Source organism: Variovorax sp. WDL1, from assembly GCF_001541225.1.
Taxonomy (GTDB): Bacteria; Pseudomonadota; Gammaproteobacteria; order Burkholderiales; family Burkholderiaceae_C; genus Variovorax.
This window is the reverse complement of record NZ_LMTS01000025.1, coordinates 230,721-245,068: the sequence shown is the minus strand read 5'-3', so window position 1 is coordinate 245,068 and position 14,348 is coordinate 230,721. Positions and strand designations below refer to the sequence as shown.

At 63.0% G+C, this 14,348-nt stretch carries 19 protein-coding genes; 8 read left to right on the top strand and 11 right to left on the bottom strand.

Annotated features, from left to right (window positions below):
- Positions 1–12 precede the first annotated feature (12 nt).
- Both APY03_RS03565 and APY03_RS03560 read right to left on the bottom strand, forming a co-directional pair.
- The gene (locus APY03_RS03565; RefSeq protein ID WP_068673956.1) at positions 13–288 is read right to left on the bottom strand and encodes a hypothetical protein; all 276 of its coding nucleotides are present in this window, start codon (positions 286–288) and stop codon (positions 13–15) included.
- 13 nt (positions 289–301) lie between these two features.
- Entirely contained in the window at positions 302–1,633 is a 1,332-nt protein-coding gene (locus APY03_RS03560; RefSeq protein ID WP_068673953.1) for a hypothetical protein, read from the bottom strand.
- Positions 1,634–1,899: 266 nt separating this feature from the next.
- On the opposite strand from APY03_RS03560, the gene rmuC reads away from it, so the two are divergent.
- A complete protein-coding gene (gene rmuC / locus APY03_RS03555) occupies positions 1,900–3,744 on the top strand; it encodes a DNA recombination protein RmuC (protein WP_083944138.1) in 1,845 nt (614 codons plus the stop codon).
- A gap of 24 nt (positions 3,745–3,768) precedes the next feature.
- Here the strand turns inward: rmuC and APY03_RS03550 are convergent, their stop codons facing one another.
- The 4 genes from APY03_RS03550 to APY03_RS03535 all read right to left on the bottom strand — a co-directional run bounded on the left by APY03_RS03550 (position 3,769) and on the right by APY03_RS03535 (position 6,396).
- On the bottom strand, positions 3,769–4,266 hold the full coding sequence (locus tag APY03_RS03550; RefSeq protein ID WP_068673949.1) for a hypothetical protein: 498 nt from the start codon (positions 4,264–4,266) through the stop codon (positions 3,769–3,771).
- 107 nt (positions 4,267–4,373) lie between these two features.
- Positions 4,374–5,072 carry a hypothetical protein gene (locus tag APY03_RS03545; protein ID WP_068673947.1) on the bottom strand — a complete coding sequence of 233 codons (699 nt, stop codon included), beginning with the start codon at positions 5,070–5,072 and terminating at the stop codon, positions 4,374–4,376.
- A 113-nt stretch (positions 5,073–5,185) separates the two neighbouring features.
- A complete protein-coding gene (locus APY03_RS03540; RefSeq protein WP_068673945.1) occupies positions 5,186–5,881 on the bottom strand; it encodes a hypothetical protein in 696 nt (231 codons plus the stop codon).
- A gap of 173 nt (positions 5,882–6,054) precedes the next feature.
- Entirely contained in the window at positions 6,055–6,396 is a 342-nt protein-coding gene (locus APY03_RS03535) for a hypothetical protein (protein ID WP_068673943.1), read from the bottom strand.
- Positions 6,397–6,483: 87 nt separating this feature from the next.
- Here APY03_RS03535 and APY03_RS03530 point away from each other — a divergent pair, with 87 nt between their 5' ends.
- Both APY03_RS03530 and APY03_RS03525 read left to right on the top strand, forming a co-directional pair.
- Complete coding sequence (locus APY03_RS03530; protein WP_068673940.1) at positions 6,484–6,783, top strand: hypothetical protein; 300 nt, start codon at positions 6,484–6,486, stop codon at positions 6,781–6,783.
- Positions 6,783–7,232: a peptidyl-tRNA hydrolase gene (locus APY03_RS03525; RefSeq protein WP_068673938.1), complete on the top strand. Its 450-nt coding sequence runs from the start codon at positions 6,783–6,785 to the stop codon at positions 7,230–7,232. The genes APY03_RS03530 and APY03_RS03525 overlap by 1 nt, the downstream gene beginning before the upstream one ends.
- A 66-nt stretch (positions 7,233–7,298) precedes the next feature.
- Here the strand turns inward: APY03_RS03525 and APY03_RS03520 are convergent, their stop codons facing one another.
- The 5 genes from APY03_RS03520 to APY03_RS03500 all read right to left on the bottom strand — a co-directional run bounded on the left by APY03_RS03520 (position 7,299) and on the right by APY03_RS03500 (position 11,074).
- On the bottom strand, positions 7,299–8,156 hold the full coding sequence (locus tag APY03_RS03520; RefSeq protein ID WP_068673936.1) for an NAD(+)/NADH kinase: 858 nt from the start codon (positions 8,154–8,156) through the stop codon (positions 7,299–7,301).
- A gap of 48 nt (positions 8,157–8,204) precedes the next feature.
- Positions 8,205–8,693 (bottom strand): nucleoside 2-deoxyribosyltransferase domain-containing protein, encoded by a 489-nt coding sequence (locus APY03_RS03515; protein ID WP_068673935.1) that lies wholly within the window; start codon positions 8,691–8,693, stop codon positions 8,205–8,207.
- Positions 8,694–8,750: 57 nt separating this feature from the next.
- On the bottom strand, positions 8,751–9,374 hold the full coding sequence (locus APY03_RS03510) for a hypothetical protein (RefSeq protein ID WP_068673933.1): 624 nt from the start codon (positions 9,372–9,374) through the stop codon (positions 8,751–8,753).
- 40 nt (positions 9,375–9,414) lie between these two features.
- Positions 9,415–10,119, bottom strand: coding sequence for a hypothetical protein (locus tag APY03_RS03505; RefSeq protein WP_146039454.1), 705 nt, complete (start codon positions 10,117–10,119; stop codon positions 9,415–9,417).
- Positions 10,120–10,201: 82 nt separating this feature from the next.
- Positions 10,202–11,074 (bottom strand): cysteine hydrolase, encoded by an 873-nt coding sequence (locus tag APY03_RS03500; protein ID WP_068673929.1) that lies wholly within the window; start codon positions 11,072–11,074, stop codon positions 10,202–10,204.
- 223 nt (positions 11,075–11,297) lie between these two features.
- On the opposite strand from APY03_RS03500, the gene APY03_RS03495 reads away from it, so the two are divergent.
- The 5 genes from APY03_RS03495 (at position 11,298) to APY03_RS03475 (ending at position 14,315) form a co-directional block, all read left to right on the top strand.
- The gene (locus APY03_RS03495) at positions 11,298–11,972 is read left to right on the top strand and encodes an NUDIX hydrolase (protein ID WP_068673927.1); all 675 of its coding nucleotides are present in this window, start codon (positions 11,298–11,300) and stop codon (positions 11,970–11,972) included.
- A 12-nt stretch (positions 11,973–11,984) separates the two neighbouring features.
- Complete coding sequence (locus APY03_RS03490; RefSeq protein ID WP_068673924.1) at positions 11,985–12,431, top strand: NUDIX domain-containing protein; 447 nt, start codon at positions 11,985–11,987, stop codon at positions 12,429–12,431.
- A gap of 22 nt (positions 12,432–12,453) precedes the next feature.
- Positions 12,454–12,951, top strand: coding sequence for a regulatory protein RecX (locus APY03_RS03485; protein WP_068673922.1), 498 nt, complete (start codon positions 12,454–12,456; stop codon positions 12,949–12,951).
- A 58-nt stretch (positions 12,952–13,009) separates the two neighbouring features.
- Entirely contained in the window at positions 13,010–13,543 is a 534-nt protein-coding gene (locus APY03_RS03480; protein WP_068673919.1) for a macro domain-containing protein, read from the top strand.
- A gap of 211 nt (positions 13,544–13,754) precedes the next feature.
- On the top strand, positions 13,755–14,315 hold the full coding sequence (locus APY03_RS03475; protein ID WP_068673917.1) for a hypothetical protein: 561 nt from the start codon (positions 13,755–13,757) through the stop codon (positions 14,313–14,315).
- Positions 14,316–14,348: the final 33 nt, after the last annotated feature.

The following is a 14,348-nucleotide window of genomic DNA, read 5'->3' as shown; positions in this document are numbered from 1 at the left end:
GCGTACCGTCACTTATTGCACTGAAAACGAGGAGACCCCAGTTCGGACTGCGGCCGTGACGACGGTGCCCGTCGCCTCGACCAGGTAAACGTTCAGCAGGCTTCCGAGACGGTCAACGACCTGCGGACCGACTGCTGCAGCCAAACGCCTCTTGGCCTCTCGGTCGAAGAACCGCTTTGTGGCGCCATGGGTCTGAACTTCGCTGCCGAAGTCCTGCAGCCATTGACGAATGAGCGGCGGGATGCCGCGCTGTTGGCAACGAATCTGGGCGTGACGTGACAGTTCCATGGTCGACTCCTGCTCATGCGTTGGTAATGTGGGTCAGCGTGTAGACGCGCTCGGCCGTCTTCTCAAGCTTGATGCGGTCGCCCGGCTTGGCACCAAGCTCGGTGTTGAACCAGCCGACGAAGCGCCGGCGGGGAGAAATCGTCTTGGCACTCTTCACGCGGATGTCCGTCTTTTCGCGGTGCGCGCCGTAGACAAGCTCCACCAGGTTGGACTGCTCAGGCGTCGATTCCGCCGCGCGGTCGCTGAAGCAATCGGCGGGAAACAGGTCCTTGGTCGACGAAGGGAGGTCCAGGTAGCCGTGCTGGAGCATTGGTCCAGTCAGAGTGACTGTCACCGAGTTGGCTTGAGGCTCGCCTGCCCCGACCGACGGGGCACCGCTCCATGCTCCGGGATTGAGCAGCATGTCGACTTGCTGCGGGAAGAGGGCCGTCATGACCTGATAGGTGAACCAGACTGCGTCCACCTTCAGCGCCTTGGCCAAGCCTGCGCACTCGTTCGGTCGAATGCTCATGGGTAGCTGCGCCACGGCCTTCACACGCTCCGCCGACAGCCCGGACACCTGACTTGCTCGCACCAGCCAGTCGTCATCACCGTACCTTCGATGCTTTGCTGCGTTGGCCAGCGTTGGTCGACTGGCGAGGGCACGGAGCCGACGGAAAACGAAGACAGGAATCTCGACGTCGTCGAGCGAGTCCGGCACAGCCTCCAGCGCGCCAGGTAGTTCTCGGAATTGGGTCGGCACGAAGCCGCGGCGTCCCTTGAGCCAGCGACGCGCCTCCTCGACGGCGACCAAGCCATCGTCGAGTAGCGCCAGGCGGCTCTCGCCCTCTGCGCTCGTCGCGTTTCGGACGCTGCGTTCGTTCATGTTCGCGAGCAATGCGACCTCGTCCAGGCCCAGCTTCGTGCCAGAGTCCAGGCCATTGCGCGCTTCGACGTGCTTGAGCATGTCCGCCAGGTGACTCTTCGCAAACATGTTGCGATGGACTCCCGCTCCCGCGAGGCACCAGTCGAAGTGGGGGTTGTCCACGCGCAGGATGTTGAGCATGTTTCTCAATTGCTCGAACGGCCCCTCGTCGTCTTCGATGCTCGCCACGTCGTAGCCCGCGCTCACGATGCCCTCGTAGCCATACCGGAACCAGAGCGGCAGCATCCGGCCGATGCTGGTGGCATCCACATCCACCGCATCGACGAGGACGCCGGGGTGCGACTCGGCTGCACCTCCCAGCATCCGATTTCCTGCGCCTTGCAGGTAGCACTCGTTCACGAACACTGCGAGGCCGGCATACATGCCCGCGAGCTCATGCTTGAGCGAGTCGAGCGTGACGGGGTCCGAGGATTCGGTCATGGAATTGTCTGTGCGAATATGTTGCATGACCCGAACTGTAACCGGAAATCCTGAAACGTCAATGCGTTCGTGCGGACTATTTGCATAATGAAAACCCTGACGCGGTCCCCGGCGGCCTTTGCTGTCGTGTCGACGACAATCCAGCCGGGAAACTTCAAAAATGAGGACATATGGCTGACTTCTTGGTTCCGGGCTTGGTCTTGTTGGGCGTAGTCATTGGTGCGCTGCTGGCTACATTCCTGGGACGCGGTCGCAGCGAAGCCCAAATGGCAGCAGCTGTCAGCAAGGCGGAAGCCGCCGCCCAAGGCGACCTTGCGCAACTGCGCGAGCGCGTGCGCACGGGTGAAGAGGCCCACGCGCAGGCGCAATCGGCGTTCGAGGCCCTCAAGCGTGACGCAGGGGCACTTCAGGACGAGGTCGAGAACGCCAACCAGGAAGCCGCCACCTTCCGAGAGCGCGCATCCCAGATTCCGAGGCTTACGGGCGAGCGCGACGACCTGGCCGCGCAGCTTCGAACGAGCGAGGAGGAAGCCCGTAGGCTGTCCAACGAAGTGTCGGAACAGGGCGCGTCGCTGAAGCTCCTCAAGGAACGCGTGCCCGAACTAGTTGAGCGCAGCACAGACCTGGAGCGCCGCCTCAACACGGAGACCGAAGCTGTCAGCGTCGGCAACCAACGCATTGCCACCCTCGAGGAGCAGGCGAGTCGTTTGCCAGGACTCCAGCGGCAGCTCGACGACGCTTTGCAGCACCAAGAGACCACGAACGCCCAGCTGACCGAGCTGAAGGAATCCAGTGGCCGGGACATCTCCCGGCTGAGCGCGGAGGTCAAGGGCGAGCGGGAGGCCCACGGCTTGGTGCGGGACCAGCTGAGCCTGGAAAGGACGGCCCGTGGGGCTGCCGACGCGGAAGTTGCCCGGCTCGCCGGCGAACTCACCGATTTGAAGGCCCGTGCCGAGGGCGAGCGCGAAGCCGCGGCCGAGAAGCTGCAGATGCTCGTGGAAGCTCGCCAGTCCCTGAGCGACCAGTTCAAGGCCTTGGCCAACGACATCCTGGAAGAAAAATCGAAGCGCTTCTCCGAGCAGAACCAGGAATCGCTTGGCCAACTGCTAGCGCCCCTGAAGAACCAGCTCACCGAGTTCAAGGGCAAGGTCGAGGAGGTCTACGTCCAAGAGGGTAAGGACCGCTCCGCGCTCCAAGAGCAGGTGAAGCTGCTGATGGGGCTGAACCAGGTCCTCAGCGATGACGCCAAGAACCTGACCCAGGCACTGAAGGGCTCCGCGAAGACCCAGGGGAACTGGGGCGAGCTCGTGCTCGAGCGCGTGCTCGAGGCCTCCGGCCTACGCAAGGGGCATGAGTACATCGTGCAGGACAGCCAGCAACGAGAGGACGGCTCACGCGCGCAGCCCGACGTCGTGATTCACCTGCCCGAAGAGCGCCGGCTGGTCGTTGACGCCAAGGTCTCGCTCCTGGCCTACGAGCAGCACATCAGCGCGGACACCGACGAAGACCGGGCCCTGTCGGTGAAGCGGCACCTCGATTCGGTGCGCACGCACATCAAGGGGCTCTCGGACAAGAAGTACCAGGCCCTCTACGGCCTGCAGTCGCTCGATTTCGTGCTCATGTTCGTGCCCGTCGAGCCGGCGTTCATGATGGCCGTGACGCACGACAGCAACCTCTTCATGGAGGCCTGGGACCGCAACGTGCTTCTGGTCAGCCCGTCGACGCTCCTCTTCGTGGTCCGCACGGTTGCGCACCTCTGGCGCCAGGAAGCTCAGAGCAAGAACGCGCAGGACATTGCGAAACGCGGTGCGGAGCTGTATGAGCGCCTGCACGACTTTGTCAAGGACCTGGATACTGTTGGCAACCGGCTGAACCAGGCTCGCGAGGCCTACGACTCGGCTCACAAACGGCTGACCACAGGGCGGGGGAACGTCATCCGCCAGGCTGAAATGCTGCGAGACCTCGGGGTGAAGCCGACCAAAGCGTTGGCGCCGGCGCTCGTGGAGGCGGCGTTGGCCGACGAGATTCCGTCTGGCGAAGCGCTTGTGCTCGAGTTGGGGGCCGGAAGCTCCGGCGCTGCCGCCGGGCAGTCCCTCGGCGGTACCGCCTAGCGCGGGTCCAAGCCCCTCAGCGCTTCAGCAGCAGGTACTGAACTCATTGCTTGCCTGGAGCGCTTCCCGGAGTTCCATGACAACGTCCAGGCCATCGAGGATGACGGCGTCCAAAGTCCAGTTCTTCACCCGAGGCACGCCCGGCCCCGGCTCCATGCGCCTGGAATCGGTTTGGCGCAACAGTTCCCGCAGCGACTCGGGCGTGTCCTCCGGGAGGTCGGCCAAGAAATCTCGAGCATCGAAGGCGTGCCCGTAGTCCCAGCCCCACCAAAACCACCCCTCAGGCCAAGAGGTCCCAGGCTTGCCCCACGTGGTGAAGTTGACGCCCCAGTGGCAGGGGAAGGAAAAATCGTCCAGCCCGGCAAGCGTGTGGTCCGCCTCGACTCCGACGTAGGCACAGAAACAAAAGCCTCCCCTGGTGACAAGGAGGCGGAGCCCCGACTCAGGGTCCGTGTGGTCATAGAGCAGCTCGCCTTCCCTGAAATCGGAAACGAACTTGCGGGGGCTGCTTTGCTCGGGCATTTCCCATTTTCCCTCACATTTTGAGGCGGCTCCTCTGGCGGTCGTTGCTGCGTGGCCCAAGAAAAGGCCCCGCGCGACGTAGTCGGCGGGGCTTGATGAATCAGCGGCTAGGCCGCGAGTGCACGACCTTCTCGTGCCGTCTCCTCGAAGGACCGAGCCACTTCGGCCCAGTTCACGCGGTACTGATACTCCGACCGGTTCGGAAATCCGTCGGGCGAGCGTGCCCAGTCGTCGATGACCAGCCCGGACTTGCGCCAGAAGTAGTTTTCCAGTCGCGTCGGGTTGATGGAGCCATTGGCCCGGACCATCGCGAGCACCGCAGAATGGTGCTTGCTGTCGCCGGTCAGGTAGAGCTGCGCTAGGAAGGTAGCCGGGTTGCTCCAGCTTTGATAGGTGTGGTCAGTGGTGCGCCATTTCTCGTCGAACCTCTGCTTTGCCGTCAATGGGTAGTCGACACCGGCCTCCGGTACCTTGCCGGTCCCGACCTTGTCGACAAAGACGTGGCTCGGGCTCCATAGCACCAGATTGTCTTGCGGCTCCCAGTCACTGCGGCCTTCGAGCAGTTGCCCGTGCAAAAGCGGCCTGGCCCAGGAGCCTCGATGCCCGGCAAGCTTGCCATGCGCAGTGACGATGACCTTGGCGCCCTCAAGCCATGTAGCCCGGCCGTAAGGGTAGCCGCCTGGAAGCAGCGTGACGTGCGAGCCAAGGGGAACAGTGATGGCGTCGCCGTAGCCGACGATGCTGCTGTACTCTCGACCCAAGTCGTCGACCGAGCGGTTTGCTGGCAGAAGCGGTTTTTCTCTCATATGGGTTCCTTGTTGTCCTTCCGCGTGTAGCCACCGTCGGCGCCGGCAGCCGCGAAGCGTCCAAGAAAACAGCCCGCGGAAGCGGGCTGTAAATGAGGGCGCAACAGGGAACCTCAGTAGAGCCTGAATTCGACTCGACGACTCATGATGCTGAGCCGACTGGCCCAGACCACTCGTCCGAAGCGCAAGCGGGCGTAGTCGCGTCGATAAGGCGCGAAGAGACCGGTCACCGCAGCCGACCGCGCACGGGGCGTTTCAAGTCTGAAAGCAAGCTCGAGGCCCGCGTCAGCGCAAAGCTCCCTGAGGCGATTCTCAACAAACGCGTACGCGCTTGTGTCGACCAACAGCGGCGAGTCCATCGTGAGCGACTCGGCGCCGCACCGTTTTGCAAGGGCGACGACGTCCTCCAGCTGGGCCAACTGCGCGCGCAGCGGACCGTCTGACGGTCGAGCTGCGCGCATGTGCACCTCGAGCTTCCTTCGACCAACGATGTGGACGTGAAACATCCCGCTGGGGCGGCTCAGCGCGTGGAGCAGCGCCATGTAGACGATAGACAGCAGCCCAAAGTTCACAAACCAGACTGGCATACGGGGCCACACACTGCCAAGGAGGATGGGCGCGCCGAGCGCGAGCAGCGCCATCGACTTCGGCCCAAGTCGCGACTTCGCCAGGACCGCGAAGATTCGATATTGAACCTCCGAACGATAGAAGCGACCGAGCACAGGGCTCAGCAAGGTCCACACGAACGTGAGGAGATACGAATAGGCGCCGGCGAGGGCGTACAGGGGAAAAAGAATGATGTCCTTCATGTTTGTCCGAAAAGTTTACCTGCCAGGTATAGGCGGTGCCCCTAGACATGGCCGCGCCACGCTGCTTTTTCCCAACAACTCCGCCTCGGACCGTCTCGACACCGGGGTAGGGGGGGCGGATACGCCTCACGCGTAAAAAAGCCTCCATCGCGTGAACGATGGAGGCAAGGCAATCAGGCAATGGCTGCAACTTCGGTCCAGGGCCATTTGACAGGCCGGCCCCCCAGAGCAGCAGGCGTCAGTAATTCCGCGGCGTCGACGGAGTGCGGGTCTGTTCCTGCCGGCAAGCTCACCCAGGCGCCGCAAACCGGCTCGTCAGGCAACAGCCGTGCGGCGTCTTCCGCCTTCGCGCATGTGTCGCGGGCCGCGTCTAGGTGCTTGCTTTGGAACCTGTATTGGCACGGCTCCAACGCCGGGAAGGGATGCTCCCAGATGCCATAGCGCCAGCCCAAGAAGAAATCGTCGGCGTGGGTCGCGGAGTAGTGCGGGTTGATGGGATGGATGTAGAACTTCATGCGGGGCGCGTCCTTTGGAGATGTCCAACCGGGTATAGGGACGCGCCGGTGCCTATACGAAGCAGGACCACTTCGTAATAGGAAACCATGGAACTCATCGGAACAATCAAGGCCTACGGTCAAGACCTCGAGGTCAGGGAGACACGCTATCGAGACGGAGCGCTCGCGTTCATCGTGCAATCCCGGCAAGGCGAGGCGTACGGGACTCTGAGCGTCAACGTGCCCGGCCTCGAGCTGGCCGAAGGCGAATTTCTCGCCAAGACCTGGTCGGAAAACGAACCGCTTCGCGCGCCAGCGCTGGCCTTGACGGCATTCACCGACACCGGCAAGCGCGTGCCAGTCGGGTTCTGCGACGCCGAGGTGTGGGTGCGGCAGAGGGCCCATTGATGGCAGCCTTCGACCCTGACATCCAAGCCATGCTCGACGAGCGGGCACGCACGATGGCAGCTTTCACGGCGGACCATCGGCCACTGGCGCTCTACGCGCTTTATCGTGCGGACCTCCAGATGCCGACCGGCAAGCTGGCTGCACAGTGCGGTCACGCGTTCGACCTGGCCCATGACCGCGCCAAGCTCGAGCGACCGGAAATCACCGCTCAGTACCGAGGCAGCGGCAACGGAACCAAGCTCGTGATGTACGGCAAAAACGTCGGCCAGCTGATACGCGCATACCGGGAAGCGAAAGCCGCGGGCCTGCCCTGCGAGCTCATCATCGACCGGGGCCATATTCTCCTGCCGCACTTCACCGGCAAGCCCATCATCACTGCCGTTGGTATCGGCCCAGCCTACAAGGACGAGGTCGCCAACATCACCAAGCGATTCACGCTGGCGCGCTAGCCCCGTGCGTGTCATTCCAACGCCCCCACGTCATCGACGCTGGGGGCGCTTTTCCTGGTCAGGCGCTCAACGCTCGCGCGGCGAACTCCAGTTCAGCTTTTGCTGAAGCGTCTTGAACAGGTTGTAGTCCTTCAGGTGCAGCATCTTCACGGTGGTCGCACCCTGCGAGACGTGGACCCGCGTTCCGTCCGTGAGCGGCCCGCCGTATGGCTGCCCGTCGCAGACCACCCTCGACTCCACCGTCCCTCGCACAACGACTTCGACCTTCACCGAGCTCGGAAGCGAGATGGGCCTTGCGGTCAACGAATGTGGGTTCAGCGGCACCAGGGCGATGGCTGCCAAGGAGGGGTGCAGGATGGGCCCGTTGGCCGACAGGGCGTAGGCGGTCGAGCCGGTGGGCGTCGTGATGATGAGCCCGTCCGCACGCAGGGAGAAGACGGGCTGCTCGTCCACGAAGACGTCGAACTGAGCGAGCCGGCCGAAGCCGCCGTTTGTGAACACGACGTCGTTGAAGGCAAGCCCCCTCGACTCTTCGCCGTCCAGCCCTGCCTCCAGAAGAATGCGGTCCTCGACCGTGTACTCGCCGGCCTGGATAGCATCCAGCATCCGTTCAATGTCTTTGGCAGCAACGTCGGTGAGGAAGCCGAGGGTTCCAAGGTTGACGCCAAGAATGGGTTTGCCCCAGCCGAAGAGGTTGCGAGCCACCCCGAGCAGGGTGCCGTCCCCGCCGATGGCAATGGCAATGTCCGCCTCCTGCCTGGCCGACTCGATGAGCTCAGAACTCCAGTTCTTGCCGTCCCATCCGCCCTTGTCGGGCCCCACCAGAACCCGTAGGCCCTTGAGCTGCGCCCAGGAGACGATTTCGTTGAGAACACCCCATGCGTGGGGGTTGTTGGGCTTGCTGAAGAGGGCCAGGGTCGTCATTGTTGTTTTTGCGGTGCAGGAATCGGAAAACTTGTTCTTTGGGGAAACCTAGAAGGCCAGCTCTGCGCCGGCCCCGTTGAAGGGGTAAGGGTTCTTCGTCTTCTCGACCGCCGCCTCCAGCAGCTCGGCCAGGTCGGCGTGTACGGGGATGTGGTAGCGCTGTGCCAGGCGGTCAAGGTAGCGCATCTTCTGCGCGTCTCCAGGAAAGCCCAGCAGCAACTTTGACGACGCCGCCAGCAAGCCGAATTCGGTGTTAGTCGTGAAGCCAGGCAGGGTTGCGACGTCACGGGGCACCCAGAACACGACCACTGTGGCCTGATTTAGGGCCTGCCATTCCCACTGCACCTGCGGGTCATACGTGTTGGGAGGAAGCCCGCCTCCAACCGTCTCGGGGACGAAGACCTTCCCGTCGAAGTCCAGACCCCGAAGAATCTCCAGCGCTTGCGGGCGCCAGGACTTCGTGGCGGCATCGCGCGGCGTGGGGCCCGCGAGGAAGATGGATTTTTCGAGGGGCTGCTGTGCAAAGATGATGTGCATTTGGAGAAAGAAGTAGGATTTCGAGGGCTTTAGCCCGTGAAGCGGACGGGGTGCTGCTCACCCCGGGAACTGACGAAAGCGGCCCGCGCCATGCCACTCATCGCCATCCACCGGATAGGCATGACCAATACGCGCAGACCAGACATCCACCATGTGGCAGAACGCCGCGAGCTCGTTCATCACACGACCGTTGCTCGAGTAGTCCTGCATTTCGCCTTCCACGTACGTCAGCGCATTGAGCTGCGCAGGTGTCAGTACCAACGCATACTCCTGCAGCTTGGCCGCGCGAAAAGCCTTGAACGCGGCTTTGGTATCCAGGCCCTGGCGGTTTACAACCTGGCCGTCGGAGTGCACCAATATGCGCCAAGGCTTCTCGAGGTCGTGCAGGTACAGGATGAGCAATGCGTCTGAAATCGAGAACGGCAGCGGGCGACCCAACGCTTTGGTCAGCGCATACAGGTGGCGACCGTAGTTCATCGAATCGACCACATGGTCCAGGTAGCCCCCATCCCAGGCCTGATGGTTGTGCGTCGACCCGCGCGTGGTCTCGAACAGCTTGCGGTTGTCCGCGAGGATGTGCTTGCAGGCTGTGTGGGCAGGTTCGTCGATAAGGTCCAGCAGGTCCTGGATTTGCAGGTAGTCCAGGATTTGACTAAGGCAGCGAACGTTGGTGGTAGGCATGAAGCAAAGGCTAGATTGAGCGAAGCCTGGCCGGGCGTTCTCAGAAGACGAGAGCTTGGCTGGGACCGCCAGTGCCAAGGGATTGGGACTGCGCGGAGATGGAGCGGCTGACAAAGTCCGCGAGCTTGGCCAGGCGTTGTGGCGTTGCATCCGCCAAGTCGACGTACTGGTCGATGCCCGCTTCGACCTGGAAGGCCTGGAGCTCGCGGGCGTATTGGGCGGCGTTGATGCCAATCAGGACGGTGCGCAGCGATTCGATGTGCTCGCCCTTCAACGCACCCACAATCTCCTTCTGGATGTCCGCTGGCCGCATGCGACTATCGTTGTCGACGCCGTCGGTGCCGATGAAGACGATGCCGTTGACCAGGTAGTCCTGCTGGGCCAGCGTCTTGGCGTAGGCGTTGGTTGCACTTACCGCGGCAAAGGTGGCGTCGGCCAAGGCGGTCAGCCCCTCGCAGGTTGGGGCCACGTACGAGGCCACATCCACCTGATTCAGAGGCAGGAACCCGTGCACCTCGTCGACGCTGCGATTGAATTCGACGACGCGCAGCAGGAGGAACTCGGCGCGAGGGCTCTTTCTGCAAGCACCGACAACCGTGCCTTTGAGCTTGTTCAACTCGCCCGCGAACGAGGAAACCGAGCCGGTCTTGTCCATCACAACGGTCACCAGGGTGTACTCCGTCGAGCCGAGCGTCTCTGGACGGACCGCGGAGAACGCAAAGCCGGAGACGCTGCCGAGCGTCATGGTGTCATCAACGAGTTTCATGGGAATCCTTTCTGGTCTAGGGATGGGTTGTTTCAAACCGCCCGTCCAAGCGGTTTAGGAGTTACTTGCGCCCGTTGGCCACGAGTTCGCCCAGCACGTCGGTCGACGTCGCCGTACGCAGGCCGCGAGCGGCCATGTCCGCCAGGAATGACTGGTACTGGGCTTCGAACCCACCTACCGGCGAGATGCAATCAGTCAGGAGAACCAGCTTGCTGAGACTGTCGGCGCCGAAGTTGTCGGCAATGTGCTCGGTCGTGGCCTTGACGCAGTGGCTGCCCGCCTCGCCGGCAATGAGCACCATGTCGGCCTGGGCCAGGATGTCGATGAGGCCGCGATTGAGCTGCGTGGTGGGGTCGTCGGCCGCCGGAACCTCGGCCATGACCGCGCTGTAGTGCTCGGTCCAGGGGTTCGAGCCCTTGGTCACCTTGTTTACGATGCCGAGGAACGCCTCCTCCCATGTGACGTAGGCGGCGCGCACATCGGCGTGCACGTTGTGCCCCCAGGTTCCGATTTCGCAGTGTGGCGTCCAAACCATGTGGACGTAGCGGCCACCCGCCTCGAGCGCGTCCAGGTAGGCCAGCACGCGGTCCGTGGCCTTCGGGTGGCGCGGCAGATAGACGCCAGCTCGCACCTGGGCGGCGGTGATTTGGGTGAACGGGTCAACGGGCGAACCGTCACCCTTCATCCACATGGCCGGGCGCTCGATGCCCACACGGTGATGGGAGTCCAGCGTGACGGAGATATCCGAGAGGCCGCGCAGACCGCGATTCAGGAGCTCGGTCAGTCTCAGCATGTCAGCGTGCGCGCCGGGGACGGCGAGTTGGGGCCGGAGGACCTCGCCAGGCTTCAGTGGGTCCGCGGGCAGGTAGGCGGCCGGCAGGTCGCAGAAGTCGTTTTGCGGGTCGATGACGAGAAGGTGGATGTTGTGCTTCATGCGGAGCTCCTTTGCCGTTGTGTTGTGCTCAGTATAGCATCGTTAGTTTCTCCGTGCAACTAACAGCGGAATCGAGGGCGCCCAGCGCAAAAAAGATGAGTGCGGAACAGGCAAGGGGAGGGGCCTTGTCGTGGCCTTGCCCAAAAGTGTCGTTAGTTCTATAATGATACTAACGGCCTTCCCGCAGGCTTATCCCACAATGCTCCCTCTAAAGAGGAATCCCATGTTTCAAACTGTCATCTGCACGGTCGACGTCGTGCTACTGACCCTGAAGGAGCACAAGCTCCACGTCGCGCTCTTCAAGCGGGACAAAGAGCCCTTCGCCGGCAGCTACGCCCTGCCCGGGGGCTATATCCATGCCGACGAAGACAACACAGCGTTTGATGCGGCGCTGCGCGTTCTCAAGGCCAAGACCGGGGTCACGAGCCCCTACCTCGAGCAGTTGGCGACATTCTCGGGCGCGGAGCGCGACCCTCGCGGATGGTCCGTCTCCATCGTCTACTACGCGCTGATGCCGCTGGAGGTTTTGGAAGCCGCCGACCAGGCGGGAATGCAGGTGTTGCCCGTCAGCGCCGTCAAAGACCTGCCCTTTGACCACAATGACATTGTTGCGACGGCCGTCAAGCGCGTGCGCAGCAAGAGCATCTACTCATCGCTGCCGGCACATCTGTGCGGCCCGCAGTTCACGCTGCCTGAGTTGCAGTCGGTTTACGAAGCGGTGCTGGGCAAGACACTGAACAAGGTGAGCTTTCGCCGAAAGGTGGACGAGCTCGACCTGGTGGAAGAGATTCCTGGCGCCAAGACCGAGGTCATCTCGCAGCGGCCCGCGCAAATCTACCGCCTGAAGCGCAAGTTCCGCCACAAGCTTTCGACCGTCGAGCGGGCACTGCTGTCCTGAGGCGGCAACGCGATGAAGACCACATCGTGCGGCGTGCTCATCCGGAACGCGGCCGGCCAACTCCTGGTGGCCCATGCCACGGGCCAGCGCCACTGGGACATCCCCAAGGGCGGTGCCGAACCCGGGGAATCGCCCAGGGAGGCAGCGGTCCGGGAGGTCCTGGAGGAAACAGGGCTGGTGCTGGCGGCCGAAGCGCTTCGGGAAGTGGGCCTTTTCGCCTACAGGTCCGGCAAGGACCTTCATTTGTTCACAACGACGCTGGCGGAGGCCGATTGCGACCTGGGCCGGTGCCAGTGCACAAGCCATTTCCCTCACTTCCGGACCGGCGTCTTGACGCCTGAGGTCGACGAGTACAGGTGGGTGGACCTGCCGGAAGTACCGAAGTACTGCGCGCTTTCGATGACGGCGCTTCTCCGAACGTTGCCGGGCCTCGAGGCAATCGCCGGACCAAAACGCTGAAACCCGGCCGCTACACAGGCTCATGCCCAAGCACACTCGCGAACCACCGAAGCGCTCTGCAAAGTCCTACGCCGTCTGGCTCCTGAGCCGCCGGGAATACTCGGCCAGGGAGCTTCAGGACAAGCTCACGAACCGCGGGTACCCGGCCGAGGAGGCGACCTCTGCGGTGGGTGAAATGCAGCGTCACGGCTTCCAGGATGACGGGCGGTTTGCCGCGGGTGCCGCGCGCACCTCCGCCCTCCGACTGGGCAACCGCAGCGTGACCGCGAAGCTTGCGGCCAAAGGCATCTCCAAAGAGCTCGCGGCTGAGCAGCTCGAGCAGCTCGAGCCCGAGGAGACACGCGCCCTACGCGTTGCGGAGCGTTTCGAGGGAAAGCCCCTCGACGAGGCCCTCAAGGCCAAGGCCTACCGGTACCTGGCATCGCGGGGATTTTCTGGTGGGGCGGTCAAGGCCGCCATGCGTCACCTCCACGCAGAGGCCCAGCGGCGCGCCGAAGAGGAGGATGGACGGCCTGTCTAAAGGGGTGAGGGGTCGAGTTGCCTATACGGCTGCAGGACAACACACAAAGGAACCCCTCATGACCATCCGCTTCAACACCGGTGACCTCCTGGCCCAGCAAGGAATCATCGTCCACGGCTGCAACTGCTTCGGCAAGATGGGCTCCGGCATGGCCAAGGCCATTCGAAACCGCTACCCGTTCGCCTACCGCGCCTACATGAACCGCTTCGAGGTGTTCGGCCTGCAGCTCGGCGACATCGTCGCGGTGGCCAATCCAAAGCTGCGCATGCAGCAGCCCGAGCTCATGAGGCACATCAGCCAGTTCGACGAGAGCATCCCCGAGGGAGTCATCGTCGTCAACGCCATGACGCAATACGACTACGCCACGAGCGACGACACCAGCACCCGCGTCTTCGCCGACTATCCGGCCATCGAAGCTGCGTTTGCCCGCATCTACATGATTGCCGCGGCAACCAAGATGCCGGTGAACTACCCCCTCATTGGCTGCGGCCTTGCCCGAGGCAAGTGGCCCGAGGTCCGCGAGCGTATCGAACGCTCGATGAAGAACATCGACAGCGACCTGTGGCTCCTCCCCGGCGCAACCGTCGAGTAAGAAATCCGTTCTCTACTTCAACCACCGCTCCTTTTCCAAAGGGCGGTGGTTTTCTTATGGGGTTGGGCGTGATGTTCGTCGCGCATTGACGATTTGGGACGCACCGAGGCGCGTTTCGGACACGAGGCGACAGCTATCATTGGCGCCAAACAGGCAAGAAGCAGATGATGAGATTCGACTTTCGCAGGGAGGGGCTTTTAGCCTGCTTCCCATGACCGCGCGCAGCACGCAGGCGCTTCGCGCCCGAACCGCTCAAATCCTCAAATTCCTGGACTCCCCCGTCTACGGGGTGACGCGGACATCCAGCCTCCCGCTCACCGGCGCGGCATTCTTCTACGCGACAGGCGCTGCAAGTTGGCTGTTCAGCCCCGCCCTGGCTGGCGCCCTGGCAGCCACGTTGACGCTGCGAGCGGCGCTCAAAGGCCTTCGCATTCGCCTCGACGCTGCTGGGTTCGCGGCACAGAGCCATCCGAGCATGTCTGCCGCCGAGCGAGCCGCGATGCAAGAGATTTGGGGCCGCTGGTCGATACATGCCGGCAAGAGTGCGCTCCAGGCGCTTGCGTTCTGCGCAGGCGCCGGCCTGACTCCCGCGATTGCCTACGGACTTGGAACGGTCCTGGCCGACCCTCTCGAAATCTTGATGCAAGCGTTGGGCACAACAGGAATTGCACTGGCCTGGAGCCTCGTTTTCATGTCCAGGCGAGGGTACTGGGTGCGGCCGCTGCGAAGGGTCTTCGGCAGTTCAGGCTCGGTCCAGAACACTGACATTTAGTTTAGGTCGAGGGCTTCCTAAAACGTATCGGTC

What these genes read in the sequence shown, in the direction of transcription:
- APY03_RS03495 (WP_068673927.1), top strand. Translation starts at nt 11,298, where the DNA reads ATGTTTCAAACTGTCATCTGCACGGTCGACGTCGTGCTACTGACCCTG.
- APY03_RS03500 (WP_068673929.1), bottom strand. Translation starts at nt 11,074, where the DNA reads ATGAAGCACAACATCCACCTTCTCGTCATCGACCCGCAAAACGACTTC.
- APY03_RS03520 (WP_068673936.1), bottom strand. Translation starts at nt 8,156, where the DNA reads ATGACGACCCTGGCCCTCTTCAGCAAGCCCAACAACCCCCACGCATGG.
- APY03_RS03480 (WP_068673919.1), top strand. Translation starts at nt 13,010, where the DNA reads ATGACCATCCGCTTCAACACCGGTGACCTCCTGGCCCAGCAAGGAATC.
- APY03_RS03545 (WP_068673947.1), bottom strand. Translation starts at nt 5,072, where the DNA reads ATGAGAGAAAAACCGCTTCTGCCAGCAAACCGCTCGGTCGACGACTTG.
- APY03_RS03565 (WP_068673956.1), bottom strand. Translation starts at nt 288, where the DNA reads ATGGAACTGTCACGTCACGCCCAGATTCGTTGCCAACAGCGCGGCATC.
- APY03_RS03540 (WP_068673945.1), bottom strand. Translation starts at nt 5,881, where the DNA reads ATGAAGGACATCATTCTTTTTCCCCTGTACGCCCTCGCCGGCGCCTAT.
- APY03_RS03475 (WP_068673917.1), top strand. Translation starts at nt 13,755, where the DNA reads ATGACCGCGCGCAGCACGCAGGCGCTTCGCGCCCGAACCGCTCAAATC.
- APY03_RS03535 (WP_068673943.1), bottom strand. Translation starts at nt 6,396, where the DNA reads ATGAAGTTCTACATCCATCCCATCAACCCGCACTACTCCGCGACCCAC.
- APY03_RS03550 (WP_068673949.1), bottom strand. Translation starts at nt 4,266, where the DNA reads ATGCCCGAGCAAAGCAGCCCCCGCAAGTTCGTTTCCGATTTCAGGGAA.
- rmuC (WP_083944138.1), top strand. Translation starts at nt 1,900, where the DNA reads ATGGCAGCAGCTGTCAGCAAGGCGGAAGCCGCCGCCCAAGGCGACCTT.
- APY03_RS03510 (WP_068673933.1), bottom strand. Translation starts at nt 9,374, where the DNA reads ATGCCTACCACCAACGTTCGCTGCCTTAGTCAAATCCTGGACTACCTG.
- APY03_RS03485 (WP_068673922.1), top strand. Translation starts at nt 12,454, where the DNA reads ATGCCCAAGCACACTCGCGAACCACCGAAGCGCTCTGCAAAGTCCTAC.
- APY03_RS03515 (WP_068673935.1), bottom strand. Translation starts at nt 8,693, where the DNA reads ATGCACATCATCTTTGCACAGCAGCCCCTCGAAAAATCCATCTTCCTC.
- APY03_RS03530 (WP_068673940.1), top strand. Translation starts at nt 6,484, where the DNA reads ATGGAACTCATCGGAACAATCAAGGCCTACGGTCAAGACCTCGAGGTC.
- APY03_RS03560 (WP_068673953.1), bottom strand. Translation starts at nt 1,633, where the DNA reads ATGACCGAATCCTCGGACCCCGTCACGCTCGACTCGCTCAAGCATGAG.
- APY03_RS03490 (WP_068673924.1), top strand. Translation starts at nt 11,985, where the DNA reads ATGAAGACCACATCGTGCGGCGTGCTCATCCGGAACGCGGCCGGCCAA.
- APY03_RS03505 (WP_146039454.1), bottom strand. Translation starts at nt 10,119, where the DNA reads ATGACGCTCGGCAGCGTCTCCGGCTTTGCGTTCTCCGCGGTCCGTCCA.
- APY03_RS03525 (WP_068673938.1), top strand. Translation starts at nt 6,783, where the DNA reads ATGGCAGCCTTCGACCCTGACATCCAAGCCATGCTCGACGAGCGGGCA.